General features: G+C 64.0%; 20 protein-coding genes and 1 tRNA gene. 3 read left to right on the plus strand and 18 right to left on the minus strand.

The window, feature by feature from the left end; translation table 11 throughout:
* Window positions 1-27: 27 nt before the first annotated feature.
* From H535_RS0114550 to H535_RS25705, 17 genes are all read right to left on the minus strand, one after another.
* Window positions 28-1,449, minus strand: coding sequence for a sugar porter family MFS transporter (locus H535_RS0114550; RefSeq protein ID WP_051299351.1), 1,422 nt, complete (start codon window positions 1,447-1,449; stop codon window positions 28-30).
* A 67-nt stretch (window positions 1,450-1,516) separates the two neighbouring features.
* On the minus strand, window positions 1,517-2,398 hold the full coding sequence (locus H535_RS0114555; RefSeq protein ID WP_026820131.1) for a sugar phosphate isomerase/epimerase family protein: 882 nt from the start codon (window positions 2,396-2,398) through the stop codon (window positions 1,517-1,519).
* 98 nt (window positions 2,399-2,496) lie between these two features.
* Window positions 2,497-3,522, minus strand: coding sequence for a Gfo/Idh/MocA family protein (locus H535_RS0114560; protein ID WP_026820132.1), 1,026 nt, complete (start codon window positions 3,520-3,522; stop codon window positions 2,497-2,499).
* Window positions 3,523-3,548: 26 nt separating this feature from the next.
* Window positions 3,549-4,466: a sugar phosphate isomerase/epimerase family protein gene (locus H535_RS0114565; RefSeq protein WP_026820133.1), complete on the minus strand. Its 918-nt coding sequence runs from the start codon at window positions 4,464-4,466 to the stop codon at window positions 3,549-3,551.
* A gap of 12 nt (window positions 4,467-4,478) precedes the next feature.
* Entirely contained in the window at window positions 4,479-5,975 is a 1,497-nt protein-coding gene (locus H535_RS0114570; RefSeq protein ID WP_026820134.1) for a CoA-acylating methylmalonate-semialdehyde dehydrogenase, read from the minus strand.
* Between the two features lie 19 nt (window positions 5,976-5,994).
* Window positions 5,995-7,899 (minus strand): 3D-(3,5/4)-trihydroxycyclohexane-1,2-dione acylhydrolase (decyclizing), encoded by a 1,905-nt coding sequence (gene iolD, locus H535_RS0114575; protein WP_026820135.1) that lies wholly within the window; start codon window positions 7,897-7,899, stop codon window positions 5,995-5,997.
* A gap of 17 nt (window positions 7,900-7,916) precedes the next feature.
* Window positions 7,917-8,867 carry a Cgl0159 family (beta/alpha)8-fold protein gene (locus H535_RS0114580; RefSeq protein ID WP_425387280.1) on the minus strand — a complete coding sequence of 317 codons (951 nt, stop codon included), beginning with the start codon at window positions 8,865-8,867 and terminating at the stop codon, window positions 7,917-7,919.
* Window positions 8,864-9,835 (minus strand): 5-dehydro-2-deoxygluconokinase, encoded by a 972-nt coding sequence (gene iolC / locus H535_RS0114585; RefSeq protein WP_026820137.1) that lies wholly within the window; start codon window positions 9,833-9,835, stop codon window positions 8,864-8,866. The genes H535_RS0114580 and iolC overlap by 4 nt, the downstream gene beginning before the upstream one ends.
* A 139-nt stretch (window positions 9,836-9,974) precedes the next feature.
* On the minus strand, window positions 9,975-10,379 hold the full coding sequence (locus H535_RS0114590) for a tautomerase family protein (protein WP_026820138.1): 405 nt from the start codon (window positions 10,377-10,379) through the stop codon (window positions 9,975-9,977).
* Window positions 10,380-10,449: 70 nt separating this feature from the next.
* Window positions 10,450-11,265, minus strand: a complete 816-nt coding sequence (locus H535_RS0114595; protein ID WP_026820139.1) for a carbohydrate ABC transporter permease — start codon at window positions 11,263-11,265, stop codon at window positions 10,450-10,452.
* Window positions 11,262-12,212, minus strand: coding sequence for a carbohydrate ABC transporter permease (locus H535_RS0114600; protein WP_081416713.1), 951 nt, complete (start codon window positions 12,210-12,212; stop codon window positions 11,262-11,264). The genes H535_RS0114595 and H535_RS0114600 overlap by 4 nt, the downstream gene beginning before the upstream one ends.
* Window positions 12,184-13,557, minus strand: a complete 1,374-nt coding sequence (locus H535_RS0114605; RefSeq protein WP_026820141.1) for an ABC transporter substrate-binding protein — start codon at window positions 13,555-13,557, stop codon at window positions 12,184-12,186. The genes H535_RS0114600 and H535_RS0114605 overlap by 29 nt, the downstream gene beginning before the upstream one ends.
* 168 nt (window positions 13,558-13,725) lie before the next feature.
* A complete protein-coding gene (gene sucD, locus H535_RS0114610; protein WP_026820142.1) occupies window positions 13,726-14,628 on the minus strand; it encodes a succinate--CoA ligase subunit alpha in 903 nt (300 codons plus the stop codon).
* Between the two features lie 32 nt (window positions 14,629-14,660).
* Window positions 14,661-15,830, minus strand: a complete 1,170-nt coding sequence (gene sucC, locus H535_RS0114615) for an ADP-forming succinate--CoA ligase subunit beta (RefSeq protein WP_026820143.1) — start codon at window positions 15,828-15,830, stop codon at window positions 14,661-14,663.
* Window positions 15,831-15,999: 169 nt separating this feature from the next.
* Window positions 16,000-17,601, minus strand: a complete 1,602-nt coding sequence (locus H535_RS30210) for an Ig domain-containing protein (protein ID WP_162144889.1) — start codon at window positions 17,599-17,601, stop codon at window positions 16,000-16,002.
* Between the two features lie 144 nt (window positions 17,602-17,745).
* The gene (gene pcrA / locus H535_RS25700) at window positions 17,746-20,148 is read right to left on the minus strand and encodes a DNA helicase PcrA (protein WP_051299353.1); all 2,403 of its coding nucleotides are present in this window, start codon (window positions 20,146-20,148) and stop codon (window positions 17,746-17,748) included.
* A 180-nt stretch (window positions 20,149-20,328) separates the two neighbouring features.
* Complete coding sequence (locus H535_RS25705) at window positions 20,329-22,005, minus strand: APC family permease (protein WP_211236603.1); 1,677 nt, start codon at window positions 22,003-22,005, stop codon at window positions 20,329-20,331.
* 225 nt (window positions 22,006-22,230) lie between these two features.
* Between H535_RS25705 and H535_RS0114635 the strand changes: the two genes are divergently transcribed.
* From H535_RS0114635 to H535_RS0114645, 3 genes are all read left to right on the plus strand, one after another.
* Window positions 22,231-22,304: transfer RNA gene (locus H535_RS0114635), tRNA-Arg, on the plus strand.
* Between the two features lie 107 nt (window positions 22,305-22,411).
* Entirely contained in the window at window positions 22,412-22,885 is a 474-nt protein-coding gene (locus H535_RS0114640) for a DUF6314 family protein (RefSeq protein ID WP_026820145.1), read from the plus strand.
* A gap of 62 nt (window positions 22,886-22,947) precedes the next feature.
* Complete coding sequence (locus H535_RS0114645) at window positions 22,948-23,604, plus strand: SDR family oxidoreductase (protein WP_026820146.1); 657 nt, start codon at window positions 22,948-22,950, stop codon at window positions 23,602-23,604.
* 27 nt (window positions 23,605-23,631) lie between these two features.
* Here H535_RS0114645 and H535_RS25710 read toward each other — a convergent pair whose 3' ends face one another.
* Window positions 23,632-25,575, minus strand: coding sequence for an ABC transporter ATP-binding protein (locus H535_RS25710; protein WP_035769763.1), 1,944 nt, complete (start codon window positions 25,573-25,575; stop codon window positions 23,632-23,634).
* Between the last annotated feature and the right edge of the window lie 65 nt (window positions 25,576-25,640).

Raw genomic sequence — 25,640 nt, forward strand, 5'->3', positions numbered from 1 at the left:
CAAGCCTTTCTCGAAGTATTGCAGCCGTTATCGTGAGTGCTCGTAGCGGAAATCATCCTCGAACTGCTCAAGGGTCTTGTGCCTGGTCTCAGGGACCATCTTATAGACGAAGAGGATCGCCAACACGCCGACACCGGCGAAGATGAAGAACGTCGAGCCGATTCCCAGCGCCTCCACCGTCGGCGGGAACGCGAACGCAACGATGGCGTTGGCAATCCAGAGCATGAACACGCAAACACCCATGGCGAAGCTGCGGATCTTGAGGGGGAAGATCTCGGATAGAAGCAGCCAGACGAGCGGCCCCATGGTGCCCTGCATGCAGAAGACGAAGGCGACGACAAATACGAGAATCAAATACGACTTGAACGTGCTCTCCGGGAGCAGCACCGACGACAGCCCCACCAGGATGTGGAAGGTGGTGGTGAGCATGAAACCGCCGAGAAGCATCTTGCGCCGGTCGATTTTGTTGATCAGCAAGATGCCGACGGTGATGCCCAGCACGCCGAACAGGCCGTTGAGCGTGTTGAAAATGATGGCTCCGTTGCCGGAGAATCCTGCACGTTCCAGCAGTTGCGTGCCGTAGTACATGATCGAATTGATGCCAGTCAGCTGCTGGAACACGCCGAGCCCAATGCCGATGATGATGAGCCGGCGGATCCACGGTACCGCCAGATCTGCCCAGCCACCGGTCTGTGCTTCCTTTTCCTCTTCGGCCAACGCGTGGACTTCTGCCATTTCGGCGTCGGCGCGCTCTGGGTCGCGCACTTGCATCAGCACTGCGCGTGCCTCGTCGTCTCGGCCTTGGGACAGCAGCCAGCGGGGGCTCTCTGGCATCCTCAGCATTCCGATGAACAGTGCGATAGCGGGCAGGAGCGCAACGGCCAGCATGTAGCGCCATACGGCGTCGTGCTCACCCCAGAACTGGAAGATCAGTGCATTGATCACGAAGGCCGCGAACTGGCCGGACACGATCATTACCTCATTACGGGTCACGAGGCTGCCGCGGCGTTCCACTGGGGAGACTTCCGCCAAGTACACCGGCACCGTCGCCGACGCACCGCCGACAGCCAGGCCAAGGATAAATCGGAACACGGCGAGCAGTTCCCAATTCGGCGCCAGCACGCAACCGAGGGTTCCCGCCATGAAAATCACCGCGAGCACCACGATGTTGTGCCGTCTGCCGTAGGCGTCCGAAAGCCGGCCGCCTGCCAGTGCACCAATGGCAGCACCGAAAATCAGGATGCTGACGACGAGACCCGTTGTAAAGTCCGTAAGCCCCAAATCCTGTTCCATCGGCCCAATGGCGCCGTTGATGACCCCTGTGTCGTACCCGAACAACAGGCCACCGAAGGTGGCGATGACCGCGACAAGCCCCAGGCGCTTGTTATGCGGTCCCGGAGTGTTCGGGGGCAATTTCAGATGTTGCGTTTGTCCAGCTTCCTGGCTCATGTCCGTCCTCCAATGAATCTTTCGCCGTTCGGGGTGCCGCCAGTTCAGCTCCGGTGGCCGGGCCGCGTCAGCCCGCCTGCTGCACCCGGCCGATGTAGTCGTTAATGGATTTCATTTGGTAGCGGGAGACCTCTTCGGCGTTTTCGTTTTCCGCGAAGACGCAGGAGGCCATCACCGTCTCTTCCCGATCCAGGAACCCGTTTTCGGCCAGCCCGGAGAAGAGCTCGTCGAAGTTCACATCCCCGTCGCCGACCTTCAGATGCTGATGCACCCGCGCCGGGCTGCCGGCCGGATTGGTGATGTACCGCAGCCCGTTGGAACGGTGATGATCCATCGTGTCGGCGATGTGGACCACCTGCAGCCGGTTTCCGGCAGCCCGGATAATGTCCAGCGGCGCGTCCTGCATGTGGAACGTGTGGGGCGCGACGTATGCCATCCCGATGTTCGGCGAGTTCACCCCGCGGATCACCCGCAGCGCGGCCAGGCCCTGCTCCACGTAGTCGTCGGGATGAGGGTCGATGGCAACCTGCATTCCTTCCCGCTCGATGACGGGCAGCAGCTCCTCCATCGAGCGGTAGAAGGCCCGCTCGGATTCTTCGGGCTGCTCCGGGCGGCCGCTGAATTCGGTGTTCATCTGGTTCACGCCCAGGTCGGCCGTCATCCGGATGGCGCGCTTCCAATACCTGACCGCGGCTTCCCGGGCATCAGGGTCCGGCCCGGACCAGCGCTGGACCGGGAGCACGGAGGCGATTTCGACGCCGGCCTTCCGGCAGGCAGCCTTCAGGTCTGCCACCAACTCGTCATCGGCCTTGGGGTGGTTGTAGAACGGAATGAAATCCTGGTGGGGCGTCAGCTGCAGATGCTTGTATCCAAGGTCTGCAGCGAGCTGCGGAAATTCCAGTAACCCGTGGGTGTGGTGGAAAGGGGTGGGGTCCAAAGCTATCTTCATGGCGATCACTCCACTGTGTTGCAGGTCATAGGGAAAAGTGGCTAAAAATGTGGGGCCGGCCATCGTGCTCAGCCGGCCCCATGGGGTCGTGATTGGTGTTAGCGGTACAGCGCCGGTTTCTGCTCCAGCTTGATGGAGACTCTCTCCCGACCGGCCTGTGCCTGCACGCCGGCTTCGCAGCATGCGGCCGTGGCATAGCCGTCCCAGGCACTCGGGCCGCCGATTTCTCCACGTTTGGCGGCGTCCACCCAGGACTGCACCTCGGCATCGAAGGCCGCCCCGAAACGTTGCTCAAAGCCGGGCGTGACTTGTCCTCCCCAGCGTCCGCCGGAGCGCACGTACGGACCGCCGTCGCCGCCGATGTTGACGATGCCGTCCTCGAAGGCGACCTGGGTGGTGACCTGGTAGCCGAACTTGGCATTGACGAAGATTTCGACGTCGGCCAGCACCCCGGACTCGGTCTCCAGCAGCACATGCTGGGGATCGTGCTGGCCGTTGGGCGCGCTGGATGTCTTACGGCCCAGCCGCACCTGCACCGAGGTGATTTCCTCGCCGCTGAGGTAACGGACGACGTCGAACTCGTGGACAACCGAGTCGTTGATCAGCATCTCGTTGGTGAATCCCTCAGGAGTTGCTGGATTGCGGTGGGCGCAATGGATCATCAGGGTCTCGCCCAGCTCCTTGCGGTCAATCATCGACCCCAGGGCGGCGTATTCGGTGTCGAAGCGGCGCATGAAGCCGACCTGGATCCGTTTCCGTCCGAGCTTTTCTTCGGCGCGCACCACGTTGTAGGCCGATGCGGAATCGGGGGTCAGCGGCTTCTCGCACAGGATCGGGATGTCCCGTTCCAGGGCCTTGTAGAGGATGTCCTCATGCAGGAATCCCGGCGTGGCAATGAGTACTGCGTTGATATCGTCCCGGGCAAAGGCCTCGTCTGCGGCGCCAAGGGCGACGGCGTTGTGGGAACCTGCCGGCAGCGCATCGATGGCGGCTTGTGCCCGCTGGAGATCGACGTCGACGACGGCGGCCACCTCGGCCCCGACGATCCGGTGGTGGAGGCGCTGGACGTGATCGGAGCCCATGCGTCCGGCGCCGATGATGGCGACACGGAGATTGTCGGTCATGGTTATCTTCCTTACTGGCTTCGGTGCTAGGCGACAGTGGTGCGCGAGCCGCAGCTGAGCAGATATGTGCGGGTGCGGTCGGCGATGGGCATCGGCACGTCGAAGGCGACCGGATACATGTCCTGTTCGACGATGCCGAAGATGGGCCGGTCCAGGGCCTCGGCAGCCTCGATGACGGCGCGCAGGTCGGGCAGCCCGTCGGGCGGTTCAACCATGACGCCGGCCAGGTTCGCCTCGGCCCAGGTCATGTTTTGCGCCTTGACCCGGGAGAGCACGTCCGGGTTGACCTGCTTCAGGTGCAGGTAGCCGATACGCTCGGGGTACTTGTGGATCAGGTCGAGGCTGTTGGCACCGCAGTACTCTGCGTGCCCGGTATCGAGGCACAGGTTGAGCACGTCCGGTGTGGACTCGGCGAGCAGGTGTTCGATGTCCTTTTGTGCTCCGACATGGGCGTCGGCGTGCGGATGGAACTGCTGCTTCAGCCCGTAGTACTCGGCAAGGACCTTGCCGAGCTTATTGTGCCCGGCGAGCAGGTCGCTCCACTGCTTGCCGTCGAGGTGTTCATTTTCGACTGCTTCACCGGTAACGTCGTCGCGCCACATGGCGGGTATGACGACAATGTGCTCACCGCCCATCGCCGCCGTCAGTTCGGCCACCCGCCGGGCCGGTTCCCACGCGGCATCCCACTGGTCCAGGCCACGGTGGAAGGCCGTGAAGACGGTGCCGGCGGAGACCTTCAGGTCCCGCTGGGCCAGCTCGTCGGCCAGCCGGGACGGATCGGTGGGCAGGTAGCCGTACGGGCCGAGTTCGATCCACTTGTGGCCGGATTCGGCGGCTTCATCGAGGAAACGTTGCCACGGCGTTTGCTTGGGATCGTCCGGGAACCAGACACCCCACGAATCGGGCGCAGTGCCGATAATCAGCTTGTTCTCAATCTCGTTCATGAGAGCTGGCTCCTAGTTGGAGGGGAAGTTGAAGGTGGCGTTGGAGGTGTGGGCTGGTTCGGGCCAGCGTTGGGTGATGACTTTGTTGCGGGTGTAGAAGCGAATGCCGTCGGGTCCGTAGATGTGCAGGTCCCCGAACAGGGAATCGTTCCACCCGCCGAAGGAGTGCCAGGCCACCGGTACCGGCAGCGGGATGTTGACCCCGACCATGCCGACCTGCACCGAACGCTGGAACTTCCGGGCGTAGGCACCCGAGGAGGTGAACACCGCGGTGCCGTTACCGTACGGGTTGGCGTTGATCAGCCCGATCGCCTCGTCCAGGTCCGCGGCGCGGACCACGACGAGGACGGGTCCGAAGATTTCCTCGGTGTAGGCACTCATGTCGGTCTTCACCCGGTCGATGACGGTGGGCCCGACGAAGAACCCCTCCTCATTACCCTCCACGACCAGATCCCGGCCGTCCACGACCAGGGCGGCACCATCGGCCTCGGCCTCACCCACAATCCGGGTGACCTTCTCCCGCGCGGCGGGGGTGATCACCGGGCCCATATCCGAACCCGGATCAGTGCCCTCAGCGACAGTGACGTTGTTCGCGCATTCGGCGACCTTCTCCACCAGGGCATCGGCGGCATCGCCGACCGCGACCGCGACGGAGATCGCCATGCACCGTTGGCCGGCCGACCCGAACGCCGCCGCGTTCAAATGATCCGCGGCCAGGTCCAAGTCGCCGTCGGGAAGGACGACGGCGTGGTTCTTCGCCCCGCCCAGGGCCTGGACCCGCTTACCATGGGCCGTGGCCGTCTCATGCACATACTTCGCGATCGGCGTCGAACCCACAAACGAGACACCGTCCACCTCCGGGTGGGTCAACAGACCGTCGACGGCCTCCTTATCCCCGTGCAGCACATTGAACACCCCGTCCGGCAGGCCCGCCTCCTGCCACAACCGGGCCATCAGCATTGAGGCCGACGGGTCCCGCTCCGATGGTTTGAGGATGAAGGCGTTACCGGTGGCGATCGCGACCGGAGCCATCCACAACGGCACCATCACCGGGAAATTGAACGGAGTAATACCGGCCACCACGCCCAGCGGCTGCCGGAACGAATACACATCAATACCGGTCGAAACCTGATCCGAATACTCACCCTTGAGGTGCTCGACAATGCCGCAGGCGAACTCGACGACCTCCAGGCCGCGGCCGATCTCACCGGCGGCATCGGAGAGGACCTTGCCATGCTCGGCCGTGACCAACTCCGCCAACTCATCCACATGGGCCGACAACAACTCCCGGAACCGGAACAACACCGCCGTCCGCTTCGACAACGACACCTCAGCCCACGCATCAGCAGCAGCACGGGCAGCCGACACCACACTCTTAATATCGTCCTGGTTCGCCAACCGCAACTCACCAGTGACCTGCCCCGTGGCCGGGTTAAACACATCCTGCGACCGCGACCCCGAACCAGCAGTCACCTCACCATTAATAAAATGCGCAATCGTACTCGCCATTTCGTTTCTCCTCACGTTCTTAGCCCAGCAGCGGGCGCTGTGTTGCCTTGTGGTCTGAATAGGTCTTGTATGCCTGTTGGGTGGATTCCAGTTCCGACGTTTCTGCCACCGGAACGTCCCACCAGGATTCCGAGTCCGGAGCGGGAATCAGCGGATCGGAATTGATGTGCACCAGCACCGGTCCATCGGCAGGATCCGAGGCCTTGGCCTGGCGGAGAGCCTCTTCGAAGTCGCTGATGGTGTTCTCTCCGGGTTCGACGCGGAGCACCTTCACGCCCAGCGATTCGGCGTTGGCAGCCAGGTCGACCGGTAGCGTGTCGCCGGCGTCGAAACTGTGCTGTTCCTCATCGAGGTAGCGGTACTTGGTGCCGAAGCGCTCCGAGCCCAGTTCCTCCGACAGGGAGCCGATGGACTGGTATCCGTGGTTCTGGATCAGCACCACGATGACCTTGATCTTCTCCGCAACAGCGGTGACCAGTTCGGTGTGCATCATCAGGTATGAACCGTCGCCGACCATGATGAACACGTCCCGGTCCGGCGCTCCCCTGCGGACCCCGATGCCGCCGGCGATTTCGTACCCCATGCAGGAGTAGCCGTACTCCACGTGGTAGCCGGACGGATCGCGGACCCGCCACATCTTGTGCAGGTCGCCGGGCAGTGAACCGGCGGCGCAGACGACGACGTCGCGTGGCTCGGAAATGCTGTTGACCGCACCGATGATTTCGGCCTGGGCCGGCAGTGGGGTGTGCCGGGTGCTGTGTGCGGCGTCGACGATGCCGTCCCACGTCTGCTTCTCGGCGGCCACGGCCTGTTCCAGGTCCGCGCCGGTGCGATAACCGTCCAGCAGACCGGTCAGCTTCACCAGTGCCTTGCGAGCATCCGCCACCACGGGGACCGAGGTGCCGTTCTTATAGGCGTCCAGCGGGGCGACGTTAATGTTGACGAAACTGACGTCGGGGTTGGCGAAGGCGGTGCGCGAAGCAGTGGTGAAGTCCTCGTAGCGGGTGCCGATCCCGATCACCAGGTCCGCTTCGGCCGCCAGCCTGTTGGCCGCCGTCGTGCCCGTTGAACCGATGGCACCCAGCGAGAACGGATGGTCCCACGGCAGTACTCCCACTCCTGCCTGGGTGGAGCCCACCGGGATTCCGGTGGTTTCGACGAAAGCGGCCAGCTGCTCGGTCGCGAAGGCGTAGAGCACGCCGCCGCCGGCGACAATCAGCGGCCGCTTGGCGGTCTTGATTGCTTCCGCGGCCGCTGCCAGGTCGGCCTCTTCCGGCTCGGGACGGCGGATCCGCCAGTCGCGTGCGGCGAGGAACTCTTCGGGGACCTGCATAGTTTCGGCCTGCACGTCCTGCGGCAGCGAGATCGTCACGGTGCCGGTCTCTGCCGGGTCCGTCAGCGTCCGCAGCCCATTGAACATGGCGGAGAACAACTGCTCCGGGCGGGTGACCCGGTCGAAGTATTTGGACAACGGCCGGAATGCATCGTTGACGGAGATGTCATAGGCATCCGGGCGTTCGAGCTGCTGGAGTACCGGGTCCGGCGCACGGGTGGCGAAGGTGTCGCTGGGCAGCAGCAGCACCGGCAGCCGGTTGATGGTGGCCAGCGCGGCGCCGGTCAGCATGTTAGTCGCACCGGGACCGATCGACGCGGTGACCGCATAGGTGGACCGACGGCGCTGCATTCTGGTGTAGCCCACGGCCTGGTGGACCAGCCCCTGCTCGTTGCGGCCCTGGTAATAAGGCATGGCCGCCGGATCCGCTGCCTGGTACTGCTTCAGTGCCTGGCCCACTCCTGCCACGTTTCCGTGCCCGAAGATCCCGAACATGCCGGGGATGAGCCGCTCGCGGTATTCCTCGCTGCCGATCCGGTCCACGGTGTACTGCTTGGACAGGAATTCGACCAAAGCCTGTCCCACTGACATGGTGCGGTGTGCCATTGTTACTCCGTTATTCCCTCTGCCTGGGCGTTGCCGCCGGTCGGATGGTGGTTGAGCAGTGAGGCGGCGGTGGCCACGGCGGCCGCCACGTCGCCGTCCCGGGGGTATAGCAGTGTGCGGCCGACGGTCAGCCCCTGGACCCCGGGAAGCGCCAGCGCCGCTTCCCAGCTGGCGAAGACGTCGTCGGGCGCGCCGGTTGGATCGCCGCCCAGGAGCACCGTCGGCATCGTCGTCGCCGCCATCACCCGTTCCATGTCGGCTACGACGGGCAGCTTCATCCAGGTGTACGCGCTGGTGGATCCAAGTGCGGAGGCAATGGCCACCGATTTAATCACGGCGTCGGTGCTCAGGTCGTTGCGGACCTTGCCGTTGTCCCTGACGGAAAGGAACGGCTCGACCATTGCCACGAGCTTTCGCGCTGCGAGTTCGTCGACGGCCCGCGCCGAAGCCTCCAATGCCGAAGCCGTGTCGGGGTCGTCCAGGCAGATCCGGGTCAGCATTTTGCCGCCGGTTGCGCCGATCCCGGCGAGCGCCTTCGCGGTATGGCCGGTGAAACGGTCGTCAATCTCGTTGACCAGTCCGGTGAGTCCGCCACGGTTCATGGAGCCAAAGATCAGCTTGCCATCGAGCGCACCCAGCAGCAGCAGATCGTCGAGAATGTCCGGGGACGCGAGGACGCCGTCCACGGCCGGGTTCGCCAGAGCGTTCTGCAGCCGGTCGAGCAGGTCATGCCGGTCGGCCATCGCGGCTGGATTGTCGCGCACCGCGAGCGCTCCCCGGGCCGGATGATCCGCCGCCACGATAAAGTTCTGGCGTCCAGGCAGGAGTCCTGGGTGCGGGCGCCGGCCCAAGGCGGCACGGCGGACCGCGTCCGGATCCTGCAACCGGATATCGCTCAACTCCCGGTAGCGCTGCGGGTCGGCCGCCTTGTTCACCACTGGATTTGCCGTCACGCCAGCACCGTGCGTCCGCGCTCGGCCAACAAGGCTTTCACCTCGTCGGGCGTGGGCATCGCATCGGCGCAGGAGAGCCGGGAGGCAACAATGGCGCCGGAGGCATTGGCATAGTCGAGCACCTGCTCCAGCGGCCAGCCGGAGAGTAGTCCATGGCAGAAGGCGCCGCCAAAGGCGTCGCCGGCGCCCAATCCGTTGACCGTTTCCACGGGGACGGGTGCGGAGATCACCCGCTCGTCCTTGGTCGCTGCCATCACTCCCTCGGATCCGAGCTTGACGACGGCGATTTCGACGCCGGCTTCCAGCAGCCGGTCTGCCTGCTCATCAGGAGTGCCTTGGCCGACGGCGACCGCGCATTCCGTGTCGTTGCCGATGGCTACGGTCACCTCGGGGAGGACATGGGCGACGGCGTCGCGGGCTTCCTGCTCCGAGTCCCAGAACATCGGCCGGTAGTCGAGGTCGAGGACGGTGAACTGGCCGGGTTGCAGATCCTTGCGCCGCCGGGCGGCATGGGCCTGAACGTGGGCCGCCCGGCTGGGCTCCTGCGCGAGTCCGGTGACGGTTGACCAGAAAATCCGGGCGCTGCGGATGGCTTCGAGGTCCAGCTCTTCGGCCTTGATTTGCCAGTCCGGGGCAGTGGGCGTCCGGTAGAAGTACAGCGGGAAATCTTCGGGCGGCTGGATGGCGCAGAACGTGACAGGAGTGGGCCAGACGTCCACCTCGGTGACGAAGCGGTCGTCGACGGCGAACTTGGCCAGCTCACGGTGGAGGTACGTGGCGAAGGGGTCCTTTCCGGTGCGGGTGATCACCGCGGAGTCGCTGCCGTGCCGGGCGGCAGCGACTGCTACGTTGGTCGGCGAACCGCCCAGATACTTCCGGAATGTCGCCACATCTTCCAAAGCCGCGCCGATCTGCTCCGGGTAGATGTCGACGCTGATCCGACCGATGGTCAGTACATCGTGGGCCACGTTGTCCGCCTCTCTCTTCTGCCATATCTGGTCCGGCAAGAGCCTCGGGCCCTGTGATCCGAAGCACAGAACCACTCTGCAATACCGGCATATGTCCTGTCAAATGTTTGTGCTGACATACTTACAACATAGTTCCGATTCAGAATACCGGCACGCCAAGCTCTCCGGTTACGTACTGGGCCCGGCCGAAACCGAAGGACCAGTCGCCGGGCGAGTTTTCGAGGTACCCAATGAATACATCCTCACCGGCGACTCCCACTTCCGAGAGCCCTGAGGCAATGCGCGCAAACAGCGCATTCTTCGCTTCCTGGCTCCGGCCGGCCTGGGTGAAAATCTGGATCATCACCACATCGTTGCTGCGCTCGAAGCCCAGCCCGGCATCCTGGGCGCGGAGCTGCCCTGCTGGATGCTCGGTGAGGATATGGAACAGGTCGCGCGACGGAATTCCGTACTCATCGACGATGGCCCCGTGGATCCGGTCGCTGACTGCCTCAAGCTCGGCGACACTGCGCCCGGCATTGATATCGATACGCACTAAAGGCATAGCATCCTCTCGATAGTTTGTCTTTACATGCTAACAAACTGTCGAACTGGCTTCCAGAGTGCGCATCCCTCTACTCCCGCACGGAACCTTCCAGCATCCCGCGGATGAAATGCCGCTGCAGCAGCAGGTACACGACGACGACGGGCAGCGCCACCAGCACGGCGGCGGCGGCCAGCAGCGCGGTTTCCTGCACATGCTGACCCTGGAAGAACGCCAGCGCCAACGGTGCGGTGCGCAGGTCCCCGTTGGGTGACATCACCAACGGGATCAGGAATTCGTTCCAGGTCCACATGAACGTCAGCACCACCAGGGTGACGACGGCCGGCCGTGCCACGGGCAGCAGCACCGAGATCAGCGTGCGGAAGGATCCCGCGCCGTCCAGGGTGGCTGCTTCAATCAGTGACGTGCTGGAGGCCCGGAAGCTGGCCCGCATCCAGAAGGTGCCGAATGCCACCGATTGGGCGATCTGCGGCAAGGCGATGGCCCACAGCGTGTTGGTCAGTCCTACGGCGCGGAAGTCGAAGAACAGCGGCACCACGATGGCCTCGGCCGGGACCATGATGCCGAGCAGGAACAGGTAGAACAGCACCTGGGATCCGCGGAAGGTCATGGTGCCGAAGGCGTAGCCGGCCAGGATGGACAACACGGCCGCGCTGACCACCACGATGGCGGCGACTGCAACGGAGGTGAGCATATAACTGGAGAAGTTGCCCTGTTGCCAGGCATCGACGAAATTGCCCGGATGCAGCCCCAGGAAACCTCCGCCGGCGTCGGCGCTTTGTGGCGCGAACGCGTTGGCCAGGATGATCAGCACCGGCCCCAGGGCCATCGCCGCGAACAGGAACAGCACCACGTAGTTCATCAGCCGTTCGGAACGTGAAATCATGCATCCTCCCGTTCGCCGATCCGGTTCACGGCCAGGTTGATCAAGAAGATCATCACCGTCAGCACGATCGCGATGGCCGCCGCGGACCCGACCTGGCCGAGTTCAAACGCCCGGCGGAACACTTCATAGGACGGCACCGACGTCGAATTGCCCGGGCCTCCGCCGGTCGTGACGTAGATCAGGTCGAACGTCTTCAGCGCCGCGATGATGGTCAGCGTCAGTGCCACCACAATCTCTCCGCGCACCGCCGGCAGGGTGACGGCGAAGAACTCCCGCACCGGCCCCGCGCCATCCAGCCGGGCTGCCTCATACAGGTCCCCCGGGATGCGGCTCATGCCGGCCAGCAGCAACACGGTCACCAGTCCGGTCTGCACCCAGGTTCCGATCAGTCCCACGGCGGGCAGCGCCAGCAGGTAGTCTCCCAGCCAGGGCCGCGCCAGCTCCTGGAGGCCGAGCGAGGTCAGCACCGAATTGAGGGTGCCGTCCGGGGCGTAGATCTGCCGCCAGGCGATGGCGACCACGACCAGGGCGATCACCTGCGGCAGGAACACAATGGTGCGGAAGGCGGCCAACCCGCGCACCCGGGCGCGTTGCAGCACGGCGCCGAGGGCCAGTCCGATGATAACGGGCAGCACGGCGTAAAAGAAGATCAGCACCAGGGCATGCACAAACGAGGCACGCAATTCAGGATCGGTCAGCACCTCAACGTAGTTGTCGAAACCAACGAAGGTCGCCAGCGACAACCCGTCCCACTCGTACAGCGAGATCTGCCCGGCACGAATCAGCGGATACAGCAGGAACGCCGCATAGGCCACAAAGGCCGGCAGCAGGTACAGATACGGCGTGAGTCCGGACCGTGAATTCACTGATGGGCGACGGCGACGGCGCTGCCGGGCCACGCCGGCCGCGGCGCCCAACTCAGCTGCCTGAGTTGATGAACTCTTCATAATCGGCTTGCGCCTTCTGCAGGAATTCTTTGGCGGTCAGGCGGCCGGCGATCAGCCCTTGCAACCCGGCTCCGAGGGTCTCTGCCATGGTGGGGGTTGCGTAATCGAGGTACGGCAGGATACTTCCCTCAGTGGTGACTTCGCCGTACACCTCGAAGACATCCTTCAGTACGCCTGACTCCGGCGCATAGGAGGCTGTGTCCAGCACGGGGACGTTGCCGGTGTCGGCGAGGACCTGCATTGCCTCATCGGAGGTGATGAAGTCGATGTATGCCGCGGCGGCGTCGGGATGGTCGCTGCCGCTGGTGATGGCGAAAGGCAGGCCGGTGCCACCGGTGGTGACCGGCGGGTCCCCGGCCTCGACCGGCGGCGGAGCCATGAAGCCGACATTGCTGCCCATTTCGCTGTCCAGCCCGGCGGCCAGCCACGAGCCGGCGACCAGGAACACGCCCTCGCCTGAGGCGAACTGGTTCCAGGCATCGTTGTAGGCCGTGCCGTTGGGAGCCTTGCCCAGGTAGCCTTTGGCGGCCCAGCGTCCCAGCTGCTTGGCGGCCTGGCGGTTTTCCGGCGTCGTCCAGGAGACGCCCTCATTGCCCAGCGCCAACGTCGTAATCACATCGACGGGCACGTGGGCTCCCTGCACCGGGCCAAACACGTGCAGCGCCGGCCACTGCTCCAGGTTGCCCAGATTGATCGGCACTTCCCCGGCCTTCTTCGCCGTGGCCAGGGCATCCTCGAACTCCGCCCAGGTCTTCGGCGGCTCGAGGCCCAGCTTGTCCAGTTTGCTCTTGGAATAGAAGATCCCCACGACTTCGCCCACTTGGGGCAGCCCGTAGAGATTGCCTTCACCGAAGGTTTTCCCGTCCGCACTGTAGGTCGAGTACTGCAGGATCGACTCCGGGTAGCGGTCCTTCCAGCCGTACGCTTCGGCGTACGGCTCCAGGCTGATGATCTGGTTGGCCTTGACGAAGGCTCCCATATCGGACCGACCGTTGTTGGCCTGCACGACGTCGGGAGCGTCTTTACCGGACAGAGCCAGCCGCAGGGTGGTGCCCAGATCATCGAAGGATTGGGAGTTCCGGTCGATGGTGACGTTGGGATATTTCTCTTCGAAGGCGGCATTGAGCCGGGTGATCTGCTTGTTCTGCCCGCCGCGCACCTCCTGGTCCCACACCGACAGGGTGATCTCGCCCAGGCTGGCGATATCGGTGGTGACCTCCGCGCCGCCGGCGGAGGTTTCCTGGCTCGATTCGATGTTCGACCCCGGCGTACAGGCTGACAGGGCCAGGGTGGAAACCGCCGCCAAGGACACGACCTTGGCGATGGGGCTGGGCTGGCGTTTCATTGGCACTCCTCGGTTTACTCCATTTCATTGTCGCGCAGAAACGCCGGACGATGGTGGATCAGCGCCAGTGTTCCGGCCACTGTACTCATGGCAACCAGCAGCGGGGCATAGAAAAACCCCGGGACCCGGCGATGCCGGCTCCCGGGGTTCTCTGTGCCCCGTTGGACGTCAGGACCCCTGGACGATATTGCGCAGCAGCTGGGCAGTCTCGGACGGCGTCTTGCCGACCTTGACGCCGGCGGCCTCAAGCGCTTCCTTCTTCGCGGATGCGGTTCCGGCGGATCCGGAGACGATGGCGCCGGCATGGCCCATCGTCTTGCCCTCAGGCGCGGTGAACCCTGCGACGTAGCCGACGACCGGTTTGGACATGTTCGCCTTGATGTAGTCGGCGGCGCGTTCCTCGGCATCGCCTCCGATTTCGCCGATCATCACGACGGCCTCGGTCTCCGGGTCGGCTTCGAATGCAGCCAGGGCGCCGATATGGGTGGTGCCGACCACCGGGTCGCCGCCAATGCCGATGGCGGTGGAGAAGCCCAGGTCACGCAATTCGTACATCATCTGGTAGGTCAGCGTGCCGGACTTGGAAACCAGCCCGATCGGTCCCTTGCCCGTGATGTTCGCCGGGGTAATGCCGGCCAGCGACTCTTCCGGGGTGATGATGCCGGGACAGTTCGGGCCGATGATGCGGGTGATCTGGTTGCCGTCGGCGTCGACCTTCGACTGTGCCAGTGCCCAGAACTCGGCGGTGTCCTGCACCGGTACGCCCTCGGTAATGACGACGACGAGGCCGATGCCGGCTTCGATCGCCTCCTCGACGGCGCTCTTGGTGAAGGCCGGCGGGACGAAGACGACTGACACGTTGGCGCCGGTTTCCTCCATGGCCTCGGCCACTTTGCCGTAGACGGGCAGTTCCGTCTCACCGTGGGTGACAGTGGTTCCTGCCTTGCGGGCGTTGACGCCACCGACAATGTTGGAGCCGGCCTTGAGCATCAGCGCCGTGTGCTTGGACCCTTCACCGCCGGTGATGCCCTGGACGATGATCTTGGAGTCGTTGTTCAAGAAGATTGACATGTGTTTGGTTCCTTAGATCTCGACCGGCTCGATCAGCGAGCGGAGAAAGCGAGCTCGGCGGCCTTGTCGGCGCCCTCGTCCATGGTTTGGGCCAGTGTGACCAGCGGGTGGTTGGCATCGGACAGAATCCGGCGGCCCTCTTCGACGTTATTGCCATCCAGCCGGACAACCAGCGGCTTGTTCGCCTCGTCGCCGAGGATCTTCAGCGCACTGACGATGCCGTTGGCCACGGCGTCGCAGGCGGTGATGCCACCGAAGACGTTGACGAACACACTCTTGACCTGGTCGTCATTGAGGATGACGTCGAGTCCTGCGGCCATGATCTCGGCCGAGGCGCCCCCGCCGATGTCCAGGAAGTTGGCCGGTGCCGCATCCCCGTGTTTCTCGCCGGCGTAGGCGACAACGTCGAGAGTGGACATGACCAGTCCGGCTCCGTTGCCAATGATTCCCACTTCGCCGTCGAGCTTGACGTAGTTCAGGCCCGCGGCCTTTGCCTTGGCTTCCAGCGGATCCGCGGACTCTTTGTCCTCCAGCTCCGCGTGATCTTCATGGCGGAAGGCGGCATTCTCGTCGATGGTGACCTTGCCGTCGAGGGCAATGATCGTGCCATCGCCGGTCTTCACCAGCGGGTTGACCTCGACCAGCGTGGTGTCTTCGGCGGTGAAAACATCCCACAGCTTGACGATGGTGTTGATGATTCCTTCGCGGACATCGGCCTCGAACCCGGCTGCCTCGACGATTTCGGCCGCCTTGGCCGCATCGACGCCTTTGCCGGGGTCGATGGCGATCTTCGCCAGCGCCTCGGGACGCTCCTCGGCCAGCTGCTCGATCTCCACGCCGCCTTCGACGGAGCACAGTGCCAGGTAGTTGCGGTTGGCCCGGTCCAGCAGGATGGAAAAGTAGTACTCCTCGGCGATGTCCGCGCCCTGGGCGATCATCACCTGATGGACGGTGTGGCCCTTGATGTCCATCCCCAGAATGTCAGTGGCATACTGGAATGCTTCGTCAGCGCTCTTGGCAACTTTGACGCCGCCGGCCTTGCCGCGGCCACCCACCTTCACCTGGGCTTTGACGACAACGACTCCGCCGATTTTTTCGGCAGCCGCTTTGGCTTCTTCGGGGGTATGGGCCACGATCCCAGCAAGCACGGGCACACCGTGTGCTTCGAATAGATCGCGTGCCTGGTATTCAAACAGGTCCACGGATTTACTGTCCTTCTACGTCGAAGTCGATGGTTAGTTCCACAGGGAACAATAGTTCAGTCTGGCGCGCAGCCGGTCCTACATTACCGCTTTCGTGAGTAACCACACAGTTCTATATGTTGTAGAAAAGCTGGTTCCTGCGCTAAGCAGCCGCGGCCGAGGCCGACTCTTAGCGGTGGGTTCCGGCAGCGGCGCGGTGCCTCAGGACCACAAAGGACGCAGCGCCCACCAGCACCAGCAGTCCCAGCAGCAATGGCAAGACCACCACTCGGGAGTCGGCCTGAGCAGCAGCGGCCTCCTCACCGGCGTCGTCGGCCAGCTGCTCCGGCGGAGCGAGTTGTGCACTGTCAGCGGAGTTAATCGGAACGGCCTCACCGTCGCTGAGGACCGTTATGGTCATCTGCTGCTTCGCCGTCGATCCGTACCGGTCGGTGCTGACGATGGTGAAGGTGTATACACCCGCGGCTTCCGGCTTCGGCGTGCCGGTCAGCACACCGCCATCCAAGTGCATCCCGGCCGGCAGGTTTCCGACTTGGCTGCCGCCATGTCCGGCACCAGCTCCGCCTTCGCTGTCGGCCACCGACTGGGTCACCGGTCCAACACCCTGCAGTCTCGACGATCCCCTCAGCACATCGGCCACCGAGATCGAGTCCCCCGCGGGCCAGGGGGCCGTCTTCAGGGACGGGTTGCCTCCGCCTGTTCCGCTCAATTCGGAACCGGCGACCGTATAGGTAAACGGCCCCGACCCACCGTCAGTATGCAATGCCACGGCCTTATATGGTTCGCCCGCCTGCGCCGGCTCCAGCGGCGGCATCTCGATGTCGACGTCACGCGCTTCGATCCTGATGGTGTAGCTCTGCATCGAACTCTGATGCTTCGTAAAGTACTCAACGGTGAACGAGTACGTCCCGACGTGCTGGGCGGTACCGGCAATTTCGCCGGTCTCCGAGTCCAGCATGAGTCCCGGCGGAAGTTCGCCGGAGACGACCCTGTACTTTCCATCCCCGTCGACGCCCTCCAGTTCGGCGGACACCTGGGATCCGGCGAGGACACTGGCGGTCTTGCTGCTGCCGGGCACCAGCACCAGCTTTTCCACCTTCGGCTCGGTGCCGGCGTCGCCTGACTTATCATTGCCGCCGCCCGACGGCGTCGTTGGCATTGTGGTCTCTGCGCCGCCCGGGCCGGCGCCCCCGCTGCTGCCGCCGTTGTCCGGGACCGGGGCGTCGGAGGGCACATCGACCGTTGGATAATCGGGCTCCGGGCTGTCGGATGGCGTCGGCTGCGGGGGTGGCGACGGCGAAGTCGGGCCGGTGTTCGTTCCGCCATCGGATGAGCCGGTTCCTGCACCACTTCCGTTGCCACCGTCTCCGCTGCCGCCGGTTCCACCATCGTTGGTGCCACTGCCGTCATCTGCAGGACTGTCGTTGCCGGTTCCATCATCGGCGGTGCCGCCGCCGTCACCGGTGGCGCCGTCGTCGTTCCCGCCGTCACTCGCACCGTCGTCGTTGGTGGAACCATCGTTGGTGGAGCCGTCGCCATTTGCGCCGCCGCCGCCGCCGTCGTTGCCGCCCTCTCCGGGCGTGCTGTCGGCGCCGCCATCCCCGCCCGGCTCCGTGGCCTGCCCGCCGCCGGATGTATCGCCTGGTGAAGGGGGCGAACTTTCCAAACCACCCACGGGGACGTTCACCGATTCGTCGCTCGAACTGGCGCCGGCGGGCGAGGCCATGGACGTCGCCGCGGCGGGCGCCGAGGCATGCCAAACGAGGCCCATTGCCATCACAAGAAGTGACAGCAAGATCGCATACCATACAGGCATGCGCTCCGCCGAGCGGTACATTGTCTTTCCCCTGTGCGAGTGAATTCCTGGTGCGAGGTGCCTGGAAAGGCGCTTCTTATTCAGTTGGTGCCGTTATATTCAGGTGGTGCTGGAGACTGACCCCTCGACCTTGCTCAGCGGCGCATACCGGAGCAAGAGACGCTTCTCCCCTTCGTCAAACTTTACCTTGGCGACGGTCTTGTCTCCAGATCCTTCCAAGGATATAACAATTCCATTACCAAAGCTGCTATGACTCACTTTATCCCCGGTTGTCAAGGCCGGGATTTCCTTGTTTGGCTGCACCCGCCCGGCCGCCGGTGCGGATCGGGCGCCTGAGCCGCCCGCAGCGCCTGCTCCCCAGTAGGAACCGCCGGACTGGTCTCGTCCGGATGTGGCGCCCCAACCACTGCCGGCCAGGTTCCGGACTTTGCCTTCACGCTTCCACTGGACCAGCTCCTGCGGCACTTCCTCAATGAACTGGCTGGCCGGGTTGAACTGGCTCTGGCCCCACATACTCCGCCGTTCAGACCGTGTGAGGTAAAGCCGCTGGCGTGCCCGCGTCAGCCCGACGTACGCCAGCCGGCGCTCCTCGGCCAGCTCAGCGGGGTCGGCCATGGACCGCTGATGAGGGAAGATACCGTGCTCCAGCCCGGTGAGGAACACCACCGGGAATTCCAGTCCCTTTGCGGTGTGCAAGGTCATCAGCGTGACCACTCCCTGGCGCCTGGCTTCTTCGGCCTGCGCCGCGATTTCCTCCTCCGTGGCGCCGTCGGCCGGCTGATCCGGGATCTGGTCGGCGTCGGCCACCAGCGACACCTGCTCCAGGAACGCCCCCAGCGTTCCGTCCGGGTTGTCCTGTTCATACTCACGGACAACTGCCACCAATTCGGCCAGGTTCTCCACCCGGGATTCGTCCTGCGGGTCGGTGCTCTGCCGCAGCCCGGCCAGGTATCCGGTCTGTTCCAGCACGGCTTCCAACGCCGCTGCCGCTCCCGATCCGTCGGCCACTTCCCGGAGGTCGTCGAGCAGTTTGACGAAGGAGGTGACCGCCTTGATGGCCCGGGTCGCCAATGGCGGCGCTTCGTCGCACCGGCGCATAGCCTCCATGAAGCTGATGCGTTCCCGTTCCGACAGTGCCACCAAGGCACCTTCGGCCCGGTCGCCGATGCCGCGCTTGGGCTCGTTCAGGATCCGGCGCAGATTCACGACGTCGTCCGGGTTCACCAGCACGCGAAGGTAGGCCAGCGCGTCCTTGATTTCTTTCCGTTCGTAGAAGCGGGTGCCTCCCACCACCTTGTACGGCAATCCCACGCGCATCAGGATTTCCTCCAGCGAACGGGACTGCGCGTTGGTGCGATAGAAGATGGCTATATCTCCCGGACGTACGCCGTCTTCATCCTGCAGCCGGTCGATTTCCTCAGTGATGAAACGTGCCTCTTCATGCTCGTTCTCACCGACGTAGCCGATGATCCCTTCCCCTTCACCCTCGGCGGTCCAGAGGCGTTTCACGGGCCGGTCCGGGTTGCGGGAAATGACGGCGTTGGCGGCGGACAGAATGGTCTGGCTGGAACGGTAATTCTGTTCCAGCAGGATGGTCCGTGCGTCCGGATAATCTTTCTCGAATTCGACGATGTTCCGCACATCGGCGCCCCGGAAGGCATAGATGGACTGGTCAGAGTCGCCGACCACCGTCAATTCCGAGCGGTCCGTGGCCTCTGCGGCGCCGACGAGTTCGCGCACCAACGCGTATTGGGCGTGGTTGGTGTCCTGGTATTCGTCGACCAGCACATGGCGGAAACGACGGCGGTAGGAGTCGGCAATTGCCGGAAAGGCCCGGAACATGTATACGGTCTGGGCAATCAGATCGTCGAAATCCATCGCGTTGGCCGCCCGCAGCCGTTGGGTGTACCCCTTGTAGACCTCCGCGACCGCCTGCTCAAACGGGTCCGCGTAGTTGGCCGAGGAGGCGAAATCGTCGTCGTCAATCAGTTCATTCTTCAGCGCCGAGATCTTGTGCTGGATGGTCCGCGGCGTGAACCGTTTGGAATCCAACTCGTGCTGTTTGGCCACCTGGGTGATCAGCCGGAGGGAATCGGCTGCATCGTAGATAGAGAAGTTGGAATTGATTCCAATGCTCTTGGCCTCTCGCCGGAGGATACGCACGCAGGAGGAGTGGAACGTGGAGATCCACATATTGTTGGCGGCCCCGCCGACCAGCGAACCGATACGTTCACGCATTTCCGCAGCGGCCTTGTTGGTGAAGGTAATGGCCAGGACCTCGCCCGACCGGGCCCGGTGCGTCGCCAGCAGGTAGGCGATGCGGTGGCTGAGCACCCGTGTCTTTCCGGATCCCGCGCCGGCGACAATCAGCAGCGGCGAGCCCGCGTGCTTGACGGCCTCCTCCTGTTGCGGGTTCATACCGGCCAACAGCTCATGCTGAGTGGGCAAGGGTGCCCCCTGCCGGGCGTCGGGCTCTGCCAGTTCCGAGTAGAGAGAATTCATGGTGCTTTAAGTCTAGGCGCTGCCGGTGACAGAACCTTATCCGCCGCTCGTGGCGGACGGCTTTGAGCTGATGGCGAAGTATCCGCCGACGGAACCCCTGAGGCTTAACGAGGTGGAGCCGGCGGACATTCGGCCCGCCGGCTCCACCTCTTCACTCCTGTTCAGCAGCGTCTCAGTGTGTCACTCCGGGATGTTCGTCTCGTCGACCGGGGTGCGGCGGATGTAGTCCGCCGCGCGCTGGGCGGGGAGCCGCCAGTGCACGCCGAGGTAGTACACCGCAATGGAGAAGATGGCGCAGGCAAGCGCGCCGGTGCTGAGGGTCAGCGGCCCGGCATCGCCGTTGAGGAAGATGCCTTGTTCCGCTTGTCCGTCCCCGTTGATGTCTCCGAAGTAGCTGATCACCATCAGGCCGGCGGTCCAAATGGGGAACCAGAGTCCTGACTTAATATCGAGCGGTGGGAGTTTGATCTTGGCCGTGAAGTGATAGATCACGTAGACGACGTATCCCAGAAGCAGGGCGATGAGCATCTTCTCGTTGATCGCCCACCCGGCCCAGTACACCAGCAGGCTGGAGCTGATAAAGGCGATGATCGGCAGAATGTCGCCGCCGGGCAGCTTGAACGGCCGCTCCTGGTCGGGCAGCTGCCGGCGCAGGGCCCCGACCGCCACCGGACCGGAACCGAAGGAGAGAGCGAATGCGGAGGTGATGAAGCCGATGAACAACTGCCAACTGGGGAACGGAAGGAAGAAAATACAGCCGACGACGAACGTCAGCACCACCGAAGGCCACGGGATGCCGCGGCTGTTCAGGATGGTCAGCCACTGCGGGAAGTTCTCGTTGCGCGCATTGGCGTAGGACAACCGGCTGGTCACGCCGGCATAGATCAACCCGGTGTCAGCGGGCGAAATGATCGCATCCAGCCGCAACAGCCAGGCCAGCCATACCGCACCGAGCACCAGCGCCAGTCCAGCCAAGGGGCCGGCAGCCTCATCGAAGGTCAGGGCGGACCACCCCTCGGAGAGCAACTCGGACGGCAGGGCGGTGATGAAGGCAATCTGCAGCAGTACATAGACAGCCATGGTGATCACGATCGAACCGATCAGCGCGAACGGGATGTTCTTCTTGGGATTGTCGCTCTCGCCGGCGTACTCGACGGCGTTGCGGAACCCGAGGTAGGAGAAGCCGATTCCGGCCGCCGGAATAGCGACCAGTACGGCGCCCCAGCCTTCGGGCGCGAAGCCGTGGGCGCTCAGGTTCCCCGGGTTGAACTCAAGGAAGAAGAGCATGGCGATTAGCAAGGCGATGACCGCGAGCTTCCACCACACCAGGACGTTGTTGAACTTGGTGAACAACCTGACGCCCATAATGTTGATCAGGCTGTAGAGGAACATCAAGCCGACGGCCACTGCACCGCCGGGAGCGGTCAGCAGGAACGGCCCTTCTTCTGACTGGTACATCAGCCATGGGATGTAAGGATTGGCGTACTGCACTGTCGCCAGCACTTCGACCGGCGTCACAGCCGCAGCCGCCAGCCAGCTGATCCACCCCGAGCCATAACTGGCGAAGGAACCAAAGGCGTAATGCGGGAATCGGACAATACCGCCGGAAACCGGGAACATGGTGGCAAGTTCGGCGTAGACGAAGCCAATCATCATCACCATGATGCCGCCCAGGATCCACGAGAAAATGGCGGCGGGCCCGGCAATTTGGGAAGCGTACAACGCGCCGAACAGCCAGCCGGAGCCAATGATGGCCCCCACGCCGGTAAATAGCAGGCTGAGCTTGGACACGTGTTTCTTCAGCCCGGTATCGAGCTGAACTTCAACGTGTCCGAGCCTCGGTTTCATCTCGGTCATGCTTGTAACTCCTCTTTGAGCTCCTGTGGGAGCCGTCCCCTGCGGCCCTGGTCAGGCCTTTCGACTGGTGGATGGCATCGTGGGCGTAGTCACATTATCAGCTTACGCCGGGTCTGCTCCATCCGAAGCAGGATGCTCCCCTCGGAGTGTTGCAGGCCCGCTGATGCACGTCGGGACGACGCAAGGTTGTAAGCTGGATGGCGCGTCCGGCCGCGGGCGCGCCAGGCGTGAGTAGCTCAGCTGGATAGAGCATCCCTCTCCTAAAGGGAAGGCCGCGGGTTCGAATCCCGCCTCGCGCACTATCGACAGCGCGGCGCGCCCTCGACGGCACAGTGTTGCACCTGGTGGCACCGTCTGCATACACGAGGCAGCGGAGGGAGAGGCCCCGGAAGGAGCGGGAACGGACGTGGACACTGACGCCCACTCCACAGCTGGAGCCACGGATTTATGGGCCTTCCTGACCGGCCGGTGGCAGCTCACCCGACGACTCGTGGACCGGTCCACGGCTGTCGAGGGCCGGTTCGACGGCGTCGTACGGTTTGCTCCTGATGTTGACGCGCTGCTCCACGATGAAAGCGGTGTGCTGGCCTGGCCGGGACGGGACAAAGTTCCGGCCACCCGGCAATTGCGGTGGCTGCCGGCGTCGTCGCCATGGGCCGCGGACGTCTGCTTTGATGACGGCCGCCCCTTCCATCATCTGGATTTGTCGTCGGGTCCAGACCAGCCGAGCCATGATTGCCGGCCGGATATCTACCGGGGACACTTTGAAATACTCGCCCCCGATGAGTGGATGTACGAGTGGGAGGTCACCGGACCGCAGAAGAATCTGTTGCTCGTCAGCCGGCTGTCCCGCCTTCCGCATGAAGGCTTGCCGGAATAATCACCGCCAGTGCCGCGGTTCCACCCACAGTCCATCTGTAGAACCGAACGAAGGGATCGCAAATGTCGAAGATCGCAATTATCGGTGGCCACGGCAAGATCGCCATGTCGCTGACCCGGCAGCTCGCAGCCCGCGGGGACGAGGTACTGAGCGTCTTCCGCAATCCGGATCACGGACAGGACGTGCTGGAGGCCGGCGGAACCCCCTTGGTATTCGACGTGGAAACATCGGACGCCGAATCGCTGGCAGAGAATCTGGACGGCTTCGACGCGGTGGTGTTCGCCGCCGGCGGCGGACCTGAATCCGGAGTGGAACGCAAGAAGACAGTGGACCACGGCGGATCGGTGTTGTCCGCCAAGGCAGCCGCAAAGGCCGGGGTCAGCCGCTTCGTGCAAGTCTCGGCGATCAGCGTCGACGAACCAGTCCCGGCCGACGCGGGCGAACAGTGGGCAGCCTACGTGGAAGCCAAACGGAGCGCCGATGAGGAGCTCAAGAAGACGTCCCTGGACTGGACCATCCTGCGCCCCGGCGGCTTGACCAATGACAGCGGCACCGGCAGCATCCAGCTCGCCGAAAAGCTCGAGCGGGGCCAGGTCCCCCGCGAAGACGTGGCCGCAACGATCATCGCTGTGCTGGATGAGCCCGGCTCGGCCGGCAAGGTCTGGGAACTAGTGGGCGGCGACACCCCGATCGCCGAGGCCGTCCGCTCGCTCAGCTAAGTTCGCCGAAGTTGCCGCCGTCGGTGCTCAGTACACCTCGGCGGCAACTTCGTCTGCTCCGGCGTCGTCGACGTCGATTGTGTCGGCTTCGGCGGTGCCGTCTTCGGCCCGGCCCTCCGCAAACTGGGTCCGGTACAGTTCCGCGTACCGCCCGTCCGCGGCGAGCAGCTCGCTGTGGGTGCCCCGTTCGACGATCCGCCCGTCTTCCACCACCAGGATGGCGTCGACGGCCCTCACAGTTGACAGCCGGTGGGCAATGACGACGGCGGTGCGCCCTTGAAGCGCCTCAGCCAGGGCGGCCTGCACCGCCGCTTCCGAGGTGGAATCCAGTGCCGCGGTCGCCTCATCCAGGATGACCACCCGCGGTTGGGCCAGCAGCAGCCGCGCAATGGTCATCCGCTGGCGCTCACCGCCGGAGAGCCGGTACCCCCGCTCCCCCACGACGGTGTCGAGGCCTTCCGGCATGGACCGGATCAGGTCCTCCAGCCGCGCCCGGCCAATGACCTCCCAAATGTGCTCGTCGGTGGCGTCGGGAGCGGCGAGCGCCAGGTTGGCCCGGATGGTGTCGTGGAAAAGGTGCCCGTCCTGGGTCACCATACCCAGCGTGTTCCGCAGCGATTCGAAGGTGGTGTCCCGCAGGTCCGTGCCGGCCAGCCGCACCGATCCGCCGTCGACGTCGTAGAGCCGGGCCGTCAGTGCTGCGATAGTCGATTTTCCTGCACCCGAGGACCCGACCAAGGCGACCGTCTGTCCGGGCTCAACGTGGAAATTGATGCCGTGCAACACGTCCTCACCGCCGCGGGCATCCAGGGTGGCGACTTCCTCGAGGGAAGCCAGCGACACCTTTTCCGCCGAGGGGTAGGCGAAGGTGACGTCGTCGAAGTCCACTCCGACCGGGCCTTCCGGGATCGGCGCCGCATCGTCCTTTTCGTCGATCAGCGGCTTCAGATCCAGCACCTCGAAGACCCGTTCAAAACTGACCAGCGCGCTCATCACTTCCACCCGGGCGCTGGCCAGCGCCGTCAGCGGTGCGTACATCCGGGTCAGCAGCATGGCAAGCGTAACCACCGTGCCGGCGTCGAGCTGCCCGATCACCGCGTAGAAGCCGCCCAACCCGTAGACCAGGGCCAGTGCCACTGCCGAGGCGAGCGTCAAGGCGGTGACGAAGGTGAACTGCACCATCGCCGTCTTGACTCCGATATTGCGCACCCGGGCCGCACGCGTTTCGAATTCAGCCGACTCCTCTGCAGGACGGCCAAACAGCTTGATCAAGGTGGCTCCCGGGGCGGAAAACCGCTCGGTCATCTGGTTGCCCATGGCCGCATTGTGGTCGGCTGCCTCCCGCTGCAGCACCGCAAGCCGCTTGCCCATCCGGCGGGCCGGAAGGATAAAGGCCGGCAGCAGGATCAGGGCCAGCACCGTGATCTGCCAGGATGCCAATGCCATGATGACCAGCGTCATGATCAGCATGACCAGGTTGCTGACCACACCGGACAGCGTGCCGCTGAAGGCCCGCTGGGCACCGATGACGTCGTTGTTCAGCCGGCTGACCAACGCGCCCGTGCGGGTGCGGGTGAAGAATGCGATCGGCATCTTCAGCACGTGATCAAAGACAGCCGTACGTAAGTCCAGAATCAAGGCTTCGCCGAGCTGCGAGGACAACCAACGGCTGACCAGGCTCAGGCCGGCGTCGGCGACGGCGATCACTGCCATCAACACGGCCAGCCAGATGATGACGTTGATCCCGGCGGACCCGGTGATGGCGTTGACGACTTCGCCGGCCAGGATTGGAGTCGTCACGGCAAGCCCGGCCGTGGCGACCGAGAGGATCATAAACCAGATCAGCTTGGTCCGGTGCGGAGACGCGAAACTCAGGATACGTTTGAGGGTCGCCTTGTTGAAGGGCCGCTCGCCCTTCTTGGCGTACACCATGCTGTGCAGCGAACTCCACGCTGCGCCTTCCATGCTCATCTGAACTCCTTCGTCGTCGTGAGCAAGCCTACGACCGCAACAGGGACATGCGGCATATCATTCCG

It is taken from the genome of Arthrobacter castelli DSM 16402 (genome assembly GCF_000430705.1).
GTDB lineage: Bacteria > Actinomycetota > Actinomycetes > Actinomycetales > Micrococcaceae > Arthrobacter_C > Arthrobacter_C castelli.